This is a genomic window from Mariniradius saccharolyticus AK6 (genome assembly GCF_000330725.2).
Classification (GTDB): domain Bacteria; phylum Bacteroidota; class Bacteroidia; order Cytophagales; family Cyclobacteriaceae; genus Mariniradius; species Mariniradius saccharolyticus.
Window position 1 is genome coordinate 110,467 of the sequence record NZ_AMZY02000008.1, and the last position, 13,854, is coordinate 124,320.

Below are 13,854 nucleotides of genomic sequence, written 5' to 3' on the forward strand. Positions count from 1 at the left end.
AAACCGTTTAAATCTTGGAATTCATGTGGCAAAACTTTTCAGTAATTTCGCAATCTTTTTCACCCAAGATATGAAGACGATCATAAGTGATCCGACCCTGATCACAAAAGAGGTTGTTTCGTCCGATGGAACCAGACACTTTGTAATTAAGAACACGCTGGAATCAGGCGATCCCACAAAACTGGGCCACGTATTTAGGTTCCTCCCGCCAGGTATTCTCCACAAAGAGGAAACCGGTATCGGCGCAACCACACTTGAACTTGAGTCAAAGAGAAATTCGATCGTGGTGGAACCTCTCAGAAGTACTGCTTTGACCAAAAGTCAAAAATCTCCGGATTATTTTTTCGTAGGTACGAGGCCCGATGGAAGCATCGCCACCGCCGAGGAAATACGGGAATATGTGAAGGGAAGGGAACACGTCGGAAAGCCGGTGAAGTTCATATGCGTTGCAGACAGTCTAAACAGGGTTATCGAGGCATTGGGACAAAAAAAGATCAAAGACGATGGCTTCCATCTTCTGATCGACGAGTCAGATTCCTTCCAAACGTCTGCCTCCTATCGAAGAAGTATGGAAAAGGCACTGGATTATTACAAGGATGTCTTCGAACCCAGGAACCGTTCGATGGTTACTGCCACGCCACTCGTCTTTACTGACCCCAAGCTAAGTAGCGAACAAAAAACCAAATTCAGTTATTCATCTCCCGTAAGGAGACCGCTGACTTTGGTTGAAACGACCAATGTAGCTGGCGCCATTTACGAGAAAATCGTGGACCATTTCAGCGACCCTTCTGCCGGGAAGCTGGTGGTTGCCCTAAACAATGCCACAAAAATAAGGGATTTGGCAGATATGCTGGTTGTCAACAAAATACTGGACCAAAACGACATCAGAGTGCTGTGCGGAAAGGGAAGCGTCGACAAAGTCAAAAAATACTACCATGAATTGATGGACAGTATGCTTCCCGTGAAGCTGGTGTTCAAGACTTCGGCCTATTTCGTTGGGTACGACATCGAAGAACCCTACCACTTGTTGATAGGGGTTGCATATGGCAAAATAATGCAGCTGTCGGAACTCACCATCAAGCAAATTGTGGGGAGGGCAAGAACGGGTCTTCATTCCGTTACCGTCATTGCCCAAAAAAATCCCCTTCCCTTGTCAAATAGACTTGATTTCGATGATATCCTGGAGATCGCAAACCACCAACTCGACGGGTATCGGTGCCTCATCATCAATTTCGAAAAGAGCAAGCATCTATTGGACGAGGTAAAGGTGATGAAGGAGAAGATAGAAAAGGCAATGAAATTCAGGGGCTATTCCTACATCAGGGAAGACTTCCAAGGCAAACCGCAAATCAGCTACCTGAACATTGATGGGTATTTGGAGGAAACAAGAATTCGGGAAAGGATCTTCGCCGTAGCCGGAGGACTTAAGATGGCACTTGAAGAGGCGGGATTTGACGTCTCAACAGTCGACATGGTGTCTACCAAGAGAATATCCCAGTCCAATGAACAGATTCAGGAACAGAAAAAAATCAGGGAAATTGCCGAAAGGACGCTTCCGGGATCGGCGGGGAAATGGGATCCGGCCATTCTTAAAAATCCTGTCCCTTTCAAACGACTGGAACATGCGTACGGGATTTACGACCGGTACCAGGCGTATGTGGATCCGGATTTCCTCCGGGAACAGATACTCCTGAAATTGGATTCAGTCAACGAATCCGGATCGAAGCGGTCACTGAATAAGCTGGACAGTTTGCTCTATTTTCATGTCCTGGACCCTTCAACACCATTGAAGGGACACATATTCTCAAAGGTCGAGGTCGGCAAACGCTACAGCAAAGGCAGTCTCTTATCCATAGCAAACGATGCACTTGCAATTGCGGGGATATATACACCCTACCCCGATTACAGCCAGGCAAGAAAAATGTTGGGTGTATTTTTCGAGATCGAATCCGACGGTCGGCCACGGAAGAACCCGAAAACAGAGGCAAGAGACCAAAAGATTGTCTCATTAAGGAAAATCAAGGATGGTGCAGGAAACAGCATTGAGTTTCCAAAACCGGTGAAATTCCTTCCCATTAGCAAGGAAAAATTCAGAGCGGATATGTGGTTCAAAAAATGAAGGAATTTTACATATATATAAAACTCACACCAAAATCCTGCATTTCTTGGATAACAGTGTATACGTGAACGGTCAGTCCCTGCAACTCTTTCTCTTTTCTTACGCCAAACGGGCAACATAAAATCCCCGCGCCTATAATGTTAGATAGCTAAATCCGCTGTATCCGTTTTTTGTGGTCTGCGGAATCTCTACCGGATGTGAATCAACTTCCCCTATCGAGAATCGTCAAGTTTCCGGAATCCACAACCTTAAACCCACAATGAAACCGGTTCGGACCCGTACGGATTGTTCCGGAACAGCTCAAGCTGTTTGCGTTCGGAAGAAGGTACTTCCCCCTAACTCCCCCCCCCCCATCGGAAAAAAAGTACCCCCTACCCCCGGGTTTATTCAATGATTTCCGAAAGCCCAGCGATCCCCCAGGAAAGGATTTCCAGCCAATGGAACAGATGATTAATCTGTTTGGATCCTCCCCCGAACCCAACACAGACTTTTGTTCAGGTTGTCCGTTCCCACAACAACCACCGCGGACTATGCCAACAGGGGCAAACCTTAATCCGTCCAAAACATCCTACTAGATAGCTAAGTCAGGGCTGATACACATCCCCCTACCCCCCAGATACTCCAACAAAATTTTCATTGTCATGAATTTACCAACAGAAAAAACACAAATCGGAAAAGTCAGAATCGTGGTAAAGGGCCAGGATAGCTTTCGGACCACGGCTGCATCGATGATCATCGCATCAGGATTCGAACCCGACCCGAACAACGTTGCCGTCATCGACACCAACAGCAACTACAACAAGCTGTTTGCGGGATGGGGATTCCACAACCTCGTCCAGTTAAATTATCCTTGTACACTGGAAAAGATGCTGGGGGCAATCGAATCCTGCGAAACAAAGAAAGTGCTGGTTATTGACAGCATTGATTCATTTCTGTCAACCCTGATGGCGATCCATTCCCGGGAGAATGAAACTGGCTGGGAGTCGATAGTCAAATCTTGGCGGAAGGTGATTGCAAGGCTGATGTTGGGCTCCTGCCACGTAATCGTATCCTTAAAGGTTCGAGATCAAATGATGGAAGATCTGGATGTCTTTGGTCTGGAAGAAATTCTTCCTCCCATTCCAGCGAGTGGACTGGGTTCCGATTGGTTCGAGGATACCAAGGCCCTGTTGTCAAAACTGTGCTCATGCTAATATAACCAAAAAGGGGTGGGCAATAGCCACCCCCTTTTTCGATCTTACAAAGTTTTAAAGCTTGACAGTTTAACTTTTATCGGTTTAAATTTCACAGGGTTCTCCAGATATCCTTGTATCGGCTTCTCATAAAATCGTCCAAGATTTCCATTGTATCTGGGTCTAAAAGCTCTAAGGTCTTCGAATTATTCCCGACCGTGGGATCAAGCCAATCGATAAGCGCCCTCACCCTGTCAAAGGTTGCTATCCTGTGAAGGTCCAGGCTACCTTCCGCTTTTCTTTTTGACTCCATCGCATCGATAAATTTGCGCATCCGATTTGCAAGATGCCATCTATCGGTTAACCTGATCGCATATTTCATCAATTCAGCTTCTCTAATGGCCTCAGCCCTCCTTTTTTCTTTGTTTTTTTCAAACTCCCTTTCACGTTCCTCCTCAAGCCTCACTCTTTCACGTTCTTCATTGACCCTGGCACTTTCTTCCCTGAGACCGTTGACTATAGAATCAAGGTAATAAGAGAGGTCATATCCCTTCCTTTCATCCCAGTGCCTGCGGGACCAGTTATTGAGATATTCAAATACCAGCAACCCGCTCGGTTCCAAGGTGTGGCCTTCAAAATCGAAACTTCCGGGAGCCCTTTTCTTGCTCAATTTCTCGTAAAGCCTGATCTTGATTAGCTCACCATCCACCTCGAAGAAAGACTCCCCGATGTTGGTTTGCAACCTATAACCTTTGCCTTCACAGGTTTTCACAATCATGTCGTAGGCTCTCAATGCCCTCGACAAAGACTCTGGGGAAACGCGGATATCCAAAAAACCGGGATCGGAGACCAATATGTTCTTCATCCTACCTGAATTATCCGGCTGCTTTCCCTCAAGGTGACTTTTGACAGCTTCCACCATGGGATGGGGATCACCGAGCGATTCGGGTATAGAAGTCACCGATGGTCCAGGGAACTCCAGGCCTGCCCTATCCTTTGATTTTTTTTTCGTTTTGAAGCCCGTTGGGCGTTCCCTTAAAGTGCATTTCAGAGGGCCAATATAACCGGTCGGTAGAGGCCCAAGGATCGGCTTTGGCTCCGGATTTCCCGCAATTACACGGTTCCAGTACCCGCTGTAGGGTACTGGAATTTGCATTTTTTTACAGGCTTTGCTGAGGCCTCTATCACTGATTTCATATTGCTCCGCGATCTTCTTCATGGGCATTGACCAGACTAGGTCATAAAGTTCTTCCCGGGAAAATACCTTATGATTCTGCACAGCCCACCTCCCTCAATTTGACCATTATTGCATCTTTTACATGGGGGTTCTCCTCGAGATCACAATAAAAAATTTGGTCTTCATTGGATTCCGACACACTTTCTTCGCTTGTTTCCGAAATAGTCAGGAGCCTAAAATCGAAAAAAGGAGTAAGTCTATTTTCAATAATTTCATTTGAAATGATCATTGAAAGATTGATGGTATCACCATAAACTTTTATTGCAGCTTCAAGAGCTGTTGACAAAAGTTTCAGGTCTCCAATGGACCTTAGAGTCCTCCAGAATTCAATTGGATCGGTCTTTCGAGAAATACAGAGCCCTTCCACACATAATGATCCCCTAAACTCCTTTACGGAAACATGAAAATCTGCATAATACTTTGATGACCATAGCGCGATAAAATCATCGTTATGATAAATCTTCCCAAATGCTTTCGCAAATGCACCGCTTGGAAAATGAATCCGGATCTCGTCACAGTGTATCCAATGAAGCACCTGCCTAACAATATGCTCCTTCTGGAAAATCTTGAAGTAGTTTCCATTAACACCACGGAATATTGAGCAATCATCGGATTTAAAAACAATCGAATGCCCGTTAAGCTTTTTTCCTGCTTCCAAACCTGTAAGCAAAACTATTTCATCCTGATATAATTTCATTTTTTGTGAATTTTAAGATTGATAAGTAAAAAGGAGGTAGACATACATCGCATGTACTACCGTATATATAGTCATCCCTCCTTTTTCAATTGTTATAGATCCATCCCGCAAATGGGGTCTTCGGGGTATGGGCTTGAAGAAGAATGTCTTTATTTAATCTTTGCAGAACAACCTCGATTTACCACTGCCCCATTAAAGTTTCGGCAAACCAGCATGATCAAGCACGCAAAGTTGAGCCAGAACGGAAGCTTTAATTTGAGCATATTCATCAAGGTTGATACAAAATTGGCGCATCGGTTTTAAATCCAACATTTCCTCCAAAGGCAGTACTTCTGGTTCCAAAGGAGCGAATGAGAAAAAAGGAGTGAATCCTAACCTAATGAACTTTTGCGCAAAAATCCATGCAACATTCTTTTCCTTTTTGGTGACCAACATAGCTGCTTTAATTGCTGATGAAAATAAGTGTCCATCAGAATACGCAGAAATTGTTGACCAAAATCGCCCAGGTGACATTTCAACTGGCCTACCAAAAATTTCTCCGCTAATAAATTCAATAAACTCGTCTTCTGAAGTCTCAAACTCTGGATGACAAATGAAATACCAGAAATCAAAAAACTTATTGCTTTTGTAAATACTTCCAAAGACATCAGCACAAAACTCATAAGGCAAATGCTTTCTTAGTTCTTCCTCGTTCAGCCAATATTCGACCTGTTCATAAAGAAAATTGATGTTGAACTTTAGATAGTGTTTACCATTCGACATCTGTTGAATGACCGAAAATTCTGATACTAGATCTATGCTGCCTTCAGATGCAAATGTGAAGTATTCTTCAGCATTGACCTTTATTATTTTTTTTGATGTTGTGACATGGTTTGTAAAGTGTAGGTTTTATAGTTGGAGAGACTATCCAGCTTGTTTGAGAGCCCAAGTTAAATCTCCCTTGACTTGAATAGTAGTCATAGAACCATCCATTTGCTGGGTCCTTCCCAGGATGGTGAAAAAAGGAGAATTCTTAGTTGTTAAGTATTCGTTCTTTTTCCTCCTCTGCCCTAATTTGAGCGCACATTTCTTCCATCTCGGTGTCCCTATCTACCATTTGGTCATAGGAACCTGGAAAAGTATGCCAGTCTGTAGCATACCATGCCAGAATTTCGAGTCCACGGGGTGAGTCAATCGGAATCTGCTTCCGATTGAGATGTCTGTCAAACAAACATGAAAGTTTGAAATAGTGGTGATTTGGATACTGACCAGGCTTTGGCTCATAGGTGAGGAACCTATACCCCTCTTCCAATAAGGAATCTGCCTTGCTTTTAGCGTAGTCATACCGAAGTATCCTACATTTGACTTTTGAACTATTTTTTATCATAAGTTATTTGACCTTATTCCCTGGTCATGGGGTTTTGATCTTTGTGACTTTTTTCAATTTTGGGTCTAAAAGGCCTCTATCGCTCAAGAATTTCGAGAAATAGGGAATTCCTGTTTTGGCAATTATTCTCGGGATAACCGCCCTTTTCCTTCCATTTCGATATTGTTCAGTTTGATAACTCATGTATTTAAACAGAAATTCTTCACAGGGCATATTATCTGGTTCCAATATCCCCTCATCTCTTAATAGAGCGATGAATTTGTTCTGGCCATACCTACTTCCCACCAGATCGACAAAGTATTTGATGGAAATTGTTCCCGGTTCGTACTGCTTCATAATGTTCGAATTTAGTTTTGAGAATAATTAAGTGCTGCGATTGCCACTTCGGCGTTGGTCATCCTTTTGTTCGAAGGCTGGAGTACAAAGTCCTCAAGCTCAGTTTTGTCAAAATAGACTTTACGTCCGATCTTGTAATAGGGCAGCTCTCCTTTGCTAACCTTTTGGTACACACTTCCCTTCGCCAGGTTCAAAAGCTCTGCAGTCTGCTCGACGCATAAAAGGCGGGAATGTGTATTCAAGCGATCCATGAAAGTGTCTTCAGGAAGTTTGCCATAAATGGCTGCCAAATGAATTAGCATCTCGTTAAGTTGGATGATTAAGGACTTTAACGCTATGCGGCCTATATCATCTGAAATCGTCTTTTTCTTCATAATTTCATTAAGAATTACAACACAAACCAAATCCAAATAACGCACAATTTCAATTTTTATAATATAAATATTTTTATGCGTTATTTATTTGTCTGACAAACAGTCATTTAACTTAAACCCATATTTTGGGAATACGAATATTACGTTTGATTCAGCTACACAATTGGTCGAGGATTAGTCCCAGAAGGACTTCACTTAAAAAAAAATCTCAAGTTGTTGGAATTAGTCATAAAAGACGCGTGCACTAGATAAATAAAGTAGCTACGTGACCTTCTTCATCGCATGGTAAAAATTGGTTTAAAGAAGGAAAAACACGATTAAAAAATATCTTGCGGATTACTAATGACGCTTCCTTGTTAGATAGGCCGCAGATTTCAGGATTTCTTCCCACTACCCATCGCGCCCCTTCGTTTCATTGCGTTCACAGACTTCAGCCGTTTCTTCAAAACTTCATACCCGTCACTTGAATCAAGAATTTCTGATTTGAAAATTCCTTCAGAGTAGTCGGAAAGGTTACGTGATAGTTCCTTCAACTTTTCGTGGGTCAAAGGAATATCACGGACCTGAATGTGACTACTAAGGCTTTTCAAGGGGAACCTTTTCAGGGTCAACTCCAAGTCGTCCTTGATTAACTTAAAAAAATGACCTAAGCGGGATGATGTAGAAAATGACACAACTTCTTGTTGCCCGGATGGTCTAAAAAGTGATAAAAAGGAGTCCTTCGATGAGTGCAGATAGCCATTTCTTACCAAGAAACGATATAATTCGTCAAAAATCGCCTCCAATCCTTCGATATTTTGGCATTCTATAAAAGGCTTTGTTTTCGGTTTTTTTTGAACGTTTCTCGTAAGGTCCAGCATCCCAATTTCATACCACCAAGGCATTGCTTCGAACGAACCAAATCCCACTGTGACAATCCTGATAATCTCTTCCATTGTCCGGAGCGAAAAAACTTCGTTGTCAATCGCATGATAGGCGGCAACAGTTTCTTTACTGTCAATTTTTATGGTTTTTACATTATCCTCCCTATAGGATTCTTGTTTGATCGTTTCCCAGTTCCCAAAAAAATAAGATTCGGATAATTCACGGGCATTCTCCAAATCTAAAAAATTCTCCGTTCTTGACCGAAGTAATCCTTTGAGTAGATTCCTATAGCCAATAATCCAATAAGATTTTACAGATTCTTCTAATAGTTTCTTTGAAAAGATGCCGTCTACGTTGTACACAAACCCCTCATTGGTGTCGTTTCCGAACTCGTATTTCACAACCTTTGCCTTTTTTAGGAAATCAAACAATTCCCGGAATGATTCCGCAATAAGTCCTGACACCATTTTATCCTCATCATTCATAGACCTTGTATTTTGATTTTTTCAACCGCTTCCCTCTTTTTCTCATCCAAAACTTTGGCGTATATCTGCGTGGTTCTGATGGATTTATGCCCCAATAATTTGGATATCACGTGTATATCTGTTCCCTTAGAGAGCTGCAACACGGCATGGGTATGCCTGGCGGAGTGAAATGTGATTTTTCTTTTGATCCCGGCTTTTCCCATCCATGCCTGAAGTTTATGGTTGTTCCAAGCACTGTAATGCAGTCCAGTGAAGACTGTGCCCTGATCCCTGTCCCTTTCTCCCATCAAACCGACTGCCTGGTCCGTGATCATCAGCGTTTCTTCTGCTTTTGTCTTTTGCTGTCTGAATCGGATGAAATGACCGTGACTGGAGCCATAATGCACATCTTCCCACCTGAGCCTATAAATATCGCTAAATCTGAGACCTGTAAGGCATGAAAATAGAAAAGCCCTTTTGAGTACATCCACTTCACATTCTGTAACCACCAAGCTCTCCAGTTCTTCCATTGTAAGAAACTCCCTTCTCGTTTCGGCAGGTTTAAAAGGGATCACCCTTTCTCCTGGATTGACAGGTATGATTCCATCTGTCTTCGCCTGTTTCAGGGCGGCCAAAAATCTGTTGAAATACGAAACCTTTGAATTTATAGATAAACTTTCCCCGTTTGACTTGGTAGCCCTAGTTAGGTGACGTTTGAACCCCTCAATGAACTCCAGCGAAACATTCTCAAAAGTTACTCCCGGATGGGCGTATTCCTTGAGGTGTTTGATCATGCTTTTCCAGTTTCCGTCGTTACCTGTGCTGGTGTTTTTGTTGACAGCCAATTTCTCCAAGTAAGGAATGAACAGTGACTTTTGCTTTTTGATATCATGGACGTTGTAAATGCCCGATAAAAAGTCCAGTTGTTTTTGGTGGCAAATCGCCTCGGCCAAGCGTAGTCTCTCTTTGTTGTTCGCGATTTGGGCGGGGGTCAACTTCCCCTTGTCGGGTTCGGGAACCAAATAAATATCCAAGTACTCAGTTTTCCTGAATCCTTTTTGGTAATAATCCAAATATAGGGCCACTCTGTTGCCCTTCTTGCGTCTTCTAAGTGTGACCTTCATAACCCGAGCATTTTATTGATACTTTCCCTTGGGACAATTACACGGTGTCCAAGCCTGACAACCTTGAGGTTTCCTGATGCAATGCTTCGCTCAATTGTCCTTTTGCTTACCCCCAGATAGATTGCCGATTCTGCGATGGACAGGTAGTCCCTTTTTTGGATCTCTTCGAACTTTTCCAAATCCGGTTTCGATTTATTCGTGTCCTCAAGGGGGACATGGCCGGCGACAGTACCGGAAAGAAATTTTTTTAGCTTTTCTTCCCGCTTTACCAATTTGTAGTGTTTTCGGTTACAATCATGGGAGCAGTATCTGGTTTGAAGTGTTCGTGCTTCAAATTCCTTCCCACAATGATGGCAAACTCTCCTTATTCTTAGATTTGAACTCATAGCTATTTGTTTCATTTGACCAACATAACATGCCAAAAAATGCCAATATATAACATGTACTGACATATACCGACATAATTTCCCACTATTTTGATTGGCAACAAAAATTGGGAATTTTGGCAACAAATTAGCAACAAAAAAACGTGAAACACTATCAAAATAAGTACAATAAAATGGGTTAAAAGAGCCAAAAATAAAGTAAAATCAAGCTTTGTCAAGGTAGCTACTTCCCGATGCAAAACTTCGAAAAAATATTGGCGAGGAGGTCGTCTGTCGTGATTTCGCCCGTGATCTCGCCGAGGTAGTGCAAGGACCTGCGGATGTCCATCGCGAGGAAATCATTGGTGACCTCGTGGTCGAGACCGGCGAGGACGTCGAGCAGGGATTGACGGGTCTTGACCAAGGAGTCGTAATGGCGGATGTTGGTAACGATGGTATTTCCGGTGCGGAATTTGTCCAAGTTGACCAATTCGAGGATCCGGTTTTTCAATAGATCGAGGTTTTCTTTTTGACCTGCCGAAATGAAAATGGTATCGGGATGTTTTTCCCTTAATTTGTTGATAAAGAGAGGATTCGCCTTATCTATCTTATTGGCCACTTTCAGAAAAGGTACGCCCAAATTCTCCAGCTTGTTGATGTCCCTATTGATCTCTACCATGTCGGTATCGCTGAGGTCAAAGAGGTAGAGAATCAGCGAGGCGGTTTTCATTTTTTCCTGTGTACGGCTGACCCCGATGGCCTCGATGGTATCTGTCGTCTCCCGAAGGCCTGCTGTGTCGATGAACCGGAAAATTACACCTCCGAGGTTGATTTCGTCCTCGATAAAGTCGCGTGTGGTGCCGGCAATATCGGATACAATCGCTTTTTCCTCGTTGAGGAGGGCATTGAGCAGGGTGGATTTCCCGGCATTGGGCTTACCGGCGATGACGGTCGGCACCCCGTTTTTGATCACGTTGCCAAGGTCAAAACTGGCGATCAACAGTTCGATTTCGCGCAGCAGCTTCTCCACCAATACCCGCAAATCCTGACGGCTGGCAAATTCCACGTCCTCTTCCGTGAAGTCCAATTCCAATTCGATCATGGATGCAAAGTGGATGAGCTCGGAGCGTAGGTGTTGGATTTCGTTGGAAAAACCTCCCCGCATCTGACTGATGGCTGCCTGGTGCGAGCTTTCTGAATCCGAATGGATCAAATCCGCCACCGCCTCTGCCTGCGCCAAATCAAACTGTCCGTGCAAAAATGCCCGTTGGGTGAACTCACCGGGTTTGGCGGGCCTAGCACCTTGGCGGATAAGCAACTTGATGACTTGGTTGACGATGTAGGAGGAACCGTGGGTGGATATTTCCACGACATTTTCCTTTGTAAAGGACTTGGGTGCAACAAATATGGAAACCAAGACCTCGTCGATGATTTTTTCCCCATCCCTGATGGTCCCAAAATGGATGGTATGGGACGCTGCTGTTTCGAGGTTTTTACCTTTAAATACTTGGTTGACGAGGCGGATGGCATCCTTTCCGGAAAGACGTATCACGGCAATCGCACCAACTCCCTGCGGGGTGGCCAAGGCTACGATCGTATCCTCTCGCTCATGCAGGGAAAAAGACATGCTATTTGCTGAATTTATTGACGATGCCGGAAAGTCCGTTCAAAAATGGGTTGGGTTCACGGTAGCCGGGATACTGCGTGATGTTTTCCATCAGCGGATCCATGATGATGAAGTTGGGATAGGAATTCACCCGCATCGCTTTGGCCATCGTGGCTTCGGTGTATTGCTTGCCCCGGAAGTCAAAGGACCGCTTTGTGTTCTCCGCGTTCATTTTGACCGCATAAAAATTCTCGTTGATATAGGCGATCACTTTGGGGTCGGAAAAGGTATCCTTGTCCATCTTCTTGCACCAGCCACACCAATCGGTGTAGACATCGACAAAGACCATCTTCGGGTTTTCGGCTGTTTTGGCCGCAGCCTCTTCGAAGGTCAGCCAATTGATTTTTTCCTGTGCGGAAGCAATTTGGGCGCTGATGAGGGTGATGAGCACCGCTCCAAATAACTTTTTCATAAGGGTCTGCTTTTCAATAACCCAAATGTAACGAGTTGTGGGGAAATCCAGTTCATTTTGAAGTACGAAGTTAGAAGGACGAGGGACGAAGTCGGAAGTATGAAGGATGAGGTTAGAAGTACGACGTATGCTGCTGCCAACAGAACCCTGCTATTGCCAACTGACCTCTGCCAACAGAACCCTGCTATTGCCAACTGAACCCTGCCAACTGAACCCTGCTACTGCCAACTGACCTCTGCCAACTGAACCCTGCTACTGCCAACTAACCTCTGCGCACTGATCCCTGCCACCGGCAACTGCCTACAACTTCGGTTCCCAGCCTTTCTCGTACTCCCTGGACCAGAGGGCCATGCCTTTTTTGTTTTGGATATGTCCGTTTCTCGGATCGCAGGCGAAGCTTTCACCGATGCGGTAGGAGATATTGGCCAAGTGACAAAGCAAGGTACTGGTGGCGCCTTCCTCGATCGTGGAGTTTTGCTTTTGCTTTCCGCGGATCGCTTCAAAGAAGTTGACCACGTGGTCGGTAGTATTGTCGCCACCGCCGCCGAGGTTGGTGCTTCCCTCCTCGCCTCGTGCCTTTGCTTCCTTGATGAGTTTACCGTTGCGGTCAAAATGCCTGTACAGGCCTCTGTTCACAAATACGGATCCTTCGGTGCCATAGATGATGGTACCCCTATCTGAACCGTAGGTTTGGTAATTGTTGCGGCTTTTGCCGTCCCAAAGGATGGTTTTGTCTCCGTCAAACTGGAAGGTGGCCAACATGGTATCGTACATGGTCCAGCCGTCGTCGAGGAAGTGGTATTTGCCCGCATCGACGTGCACGTGTTTCGGAAACTCTACCTGCAATGCCCATCGCGCTACGTCGAGTTCATGGGTGGCATTGTTGCCGGTTTCGGCGGTGCCATAATCCCAACCATACCAGTGCCAATTGTAATCCCAGGTGTCATGGGTGTACTTACGCCTTGGTGCTGGTCCTTGGAAAAGGTCCCAATCCAAGCCTGCAGGTGGTGCTTGTTCAACCTGCAGCGGAACCGGTCCGCGGCCGTTGGAATAGAAGGCGATCGCACGGAATGCTTTTCCAATGGCCCCTGCGTGTATTTCCTTGATGATTTCGATGGTATGAAAAGATGAGCGCTGCTGGTTGCCCATTTGGATCACCTTTTTATACTTGTTTTTGAACTCCACCAATAACTCCCCTTCGCGTGGATTGTGGCTGCAAGGTTTTTCGACATAGACATGTTTGCCGGCGGCTACCGCAAGCCATGTACCCGGGGCATGCCAATGGTCCGGCGTCGCGTTGATGAGGACGTCGATTTCCTTGTTGTCGATTACCTTCAGAATGCTGTTTTCGAGTTGGGGTGTGTAGTCGATATGCTTCGCAAAACTGGCAGCAGCTTTTTCCCTTTGGGACTGCATCACGTCGCACAAGGTGTGCAGCATGACATTGCTTTCTTTTCTCTTGATCGGGTCATAAAACGCGCCCAAACGTCTTCCAAGACCTGCGATGGCCACATTTAACCGTTCATTCGCACCGATGATGTTGCCATAGCTTTTGGCTGAAAAACCCAAGGCACCCAAGGAACTCAGGCCGATGGTTGCGAGGGTGGTCTTTTTGATAAAATCCCTTCTGGGTTGGTTGTTGGATTCCATGGTCATGG

General features: G+C 44.8%; 15 protein-coding genes. 3 read left to right on the forward strand and 12 right to left on the reverse strand.

The features are described from left to right. The first annotated feature begins 70 nt into the window (after positions 1 to 70). Complete coding sequence (locus C943_RS07150) at positions 71 to 2,119, forward strand: hypothetical protein (protein ID WP_040479458.1); 2,049 nt, start codon at positions 71 to 73, stop codon at positions 2,117 to 2,119. Positions 2,120 to 2,760: 641 nt separating this feature from the next. Beyond that, positions 2,761 to 3,312 (forward strand): hypothetical protein, encoded by a 552-nt coding sequence (locus tag C943_RS07155; protein WP_008625926.1) that lies wholly within the window; start codon positions 2,761 to 2,763, stop codon positions 3,310 to 3,312. A 91-nt stretch (positions 3,313 to 3,403) separates the two neighbouring features. On the opposite strand, the gene C943_RS07160 is transcribed toward C943_RS07155, so the two are convergent. From C943_RS07160 to C943_RS07210, 11 genes are all read right to left on the reverse strand, one after another. After that, positions 3,404 to 4,510: a hypothetical protein gene (locus C943_RS07160; RefSeq protein WP_008625929.1), complete on the reverse strand. Its 1,107-nt coding sequence runs from the start codon at positions 4,508 to 4,510 to the stop codon at positions 3,404 to 3,406. A gap of 46 nt (positions 4,511 to 4,556) precedes the next feature. Continuing rightward, entirely contained in the window at positions 4,557 to 5,225 is a 669-nt protein-coding gene (locus C943_RS07165) for a hypothetical protein (RefSeq protein WP_040479462.1), read from the reverse strand. 192 nt (positions 5,226 to 5,417) lie between these two features. Further along, positions 5,418 to 5,987 (reverse strand): hypothetical protein, encoded by a 570-nt coding sequence (locus tag C943_RS07170; RefSeq protein ID WP_008625933.1) that lies wholly within the window; start codon positions 5,985 to 5,987, stop codon positions 5,418 to 5,420. A gap of 250 nt (positions 5,988 to 6,237) precedes the next feature. Next, a complete protein-coding gene (locus tag C943_RS21995; RefSeq protein WP_008625937.1) occupies positions 6,238 to 6,591 on the reverse strand; it encodes a hypothetical protein in 354 nt (117 codons plus the stop codon). Between the two features lie 24 nt (positions 6,592 to 6,615). Further along, a complete protein-coding gene (locus tag C943_RS07180; protein WP_040479468.1) occupies positions 6,616 to 6,927 on the reverse strand; it encodes a hypothetical protein in 312 nt (103 codons plus the stop codon). 11 nt (positions 6,928 to 6,938) lie between these two features. After that, positions 6,939 to 7,301, reverse strand: a complete 363-nt coding sequence (locus tag C943_RS21330; RefSeq protein ID WP_051069532.1) for a helix-turn-helix domain-containing protein — start codon at positions 7,299 to 7,301, stop codon at positions 6,939 to 6,941. Positions 7,302 to 7,675: 374 nt separating this feature from the next. After that, positions 7,676 to 8,650, reverse strand: a complete 975-nt coding sequence (locus C943_RS07190; protein ID WP_008625940.1) for a hypothetical protein — start codon at positions 8,648 to 8,650, stop codon at positions 7,676 to 7,678. Then, positions 8,647 to 9,753 (reverse strand): site-specific integrase, encoded by a 1,107-nt coding sequence (locus C943_RS07195; protein ID WP_040479470.1) that lies wholly within the window; start codon positions 9,751 to 9,753, stop codon positions 8,647 to 8,649. The genes C943_RS07190 and C943_RS07195 overlap by 4 nt, the downstream gene beginning before the upstream one ends. Next, complete coding sequence (locus C943_RS22000; protein WP_157198465.1) at positions 9,750 to 9,932, reverse strand: excisionase family DNA-binding protein; 183 nt, start codon at positions 9,930 to 9,932, stop codon at positions 9,750 to 9,752. The genes C943_RS07195 and C943_RS22000 overlap by 4 nt, the downstream gene beginning before the upstream one ends. A 430-nt stretch (positions 9,933 to 10,362) precedes the next feature. Continuing rightward, positions 10,363 to 11,745, reverse strand: coding sequence for a tRNA uridine-5-carboxymethylaminomethyl(34) synthesis GTPase MnmE (mnmE, locus tag C943_RS07205; RefSeq protein WP_008625945.1), 1,383 nt, complete (start codon positions 11,743 to 11,745; stop codon positions 10,363 to 10,365). Between the two features lies 1 nt (position 11,746). Beyond that, entirely contained in the window at positions 11,747 to 12,196 is a 450-nt protein-coding gene (locus tag C943_RS07210) for a thioredoxin family protein (RefSeq protein WP_008625946.1), read from the reverse strand. 57 nt (positions 12,197 to 12,253) lie between these two features. On the opposite strand from C943_RS07210, the gene C943_RS22005 reads away from it, so the two are divergent. After that, the gene (locus C943_RS22005) at positions 12,254 to 12,394 is read left to right on the forward strand and encodes a hypothetical protein (RefSeq protein ID WP_008625947.1); all 141 of its coding nucleotides are present in this window, start codon (positions 12,254 to 12,256) and stop codon (positions 12,392 to 12,394) included. A gap of 102 nt (positions 12,395 to 12,496) precedes the next feature. Here the strand turns inward: C943_RS22005 and C943_RS07215 are convergent, their stop codons facing one another. Further along, a complete protein-coding gene (locus C943_RS07215; RefSeq protein WP_008625948.1) occupies positions 12,497 to 13,852 on the reverse strand; it encodes a Gfo/Idh/MocA family protein in 1,356 nt (451 codons plus the stop codon). Positions 13,853 to 13,854 lie beyond the last annotated feature (2 nt).

Excerpts from the sequence above, each read along its gene's own strand:
- C943_RS07150 (WP_040479458.1), top strand. The coding sequence starts at position 71 with ATGAAGACGATCATAAGTGATCCGACCCTGATCACAAAAGAGGTTGTT.
- C943_RS07155 (WP_008625926.1), top strand. The coding sequence starts at position 2,761 with ATGAATTTACCAACAGAAAAAACACAAATCGGAAAAGTCAGAATCGTG.
- C943_RS07160 (WP_008625929.1), bottom strand. The coding sequence starts at position 4,510 with ATGAAGAAGATCGCGGAGCAATATGAAATCAGTGATAGAGGCCTCAGC.
- C943_RS07165 (WP_040479462.1), bottom strand. The coding sequence starts at position 5,225 with ATGAAATTATATCAGGATGAAATAGTTTTGCTTACAGGTTTGGAAGCA.
- C943_RS07170 (WP_008625933.1), bottom strand. The coding sequence starts at position 5,987 with ATGTCGAATGGTAAACACTATCTAAAGTTCAACATCAATTTTCTTTAT.
- C943_RS21995 (WP_008625937.1), bottom strand. The coding sequence starts at position 6,591 with ATGATAAAAAATAGTTCAAAAGTCAAATGTAGGATACTTCGGTATGAC.
- C943_RS07180 (WP_040479468.1), bottom strand. The coding sequence starts at position 6,927 with ATGAAGCAGTACGAACCGGGAACAATTTCCATCAAATACTTTGTCGAT.
- C943_RS21330 (WP_051069532.1), bottom strand. The coding sequence starts at position 7,301 with ATGAAGAAAAAGACGATTTCAGATGATATAGGCCGCATAGCGTTAAAG.
- C943_RS07190 (WP_008625940.1), bottom strand. The coding sequence starts at position 8,650 with ATGAATGATGAGGATAAAATGGTGTCAGGACTTATTGCGGAATCATTC.
- C943_RS07195 (WP_040479470.1), bottom strand. The coding sequence starts at position 9,753 with ATGAAGGTCACACTTAGAAGACGCAAGAAGGGCAACAGAGTGGCCCTA.
- mnmE (WP_008625945.1), bottom strand. The coding sequence starts at position 11,745 with ATGTCTTTTTCCCTGCATGAGCGAGAGGATACGATCGTAGCCTTGGCC.
- C943_RS07210 (WP_008625946.1), bottom strand. The coding sequence starts at position 12,196 with ATGAAAAAGTTATTTGGAGCGGTGCTCATCACCCTCATCAGCGCCCAA.
- C943_RS07215 (WP_008625948.1), bottom strand. The coding sequence starts at position 13,852 with ATGACCATGGAATCCAACAACCAACCCAGAAGGGATTTTATCAAAAAG.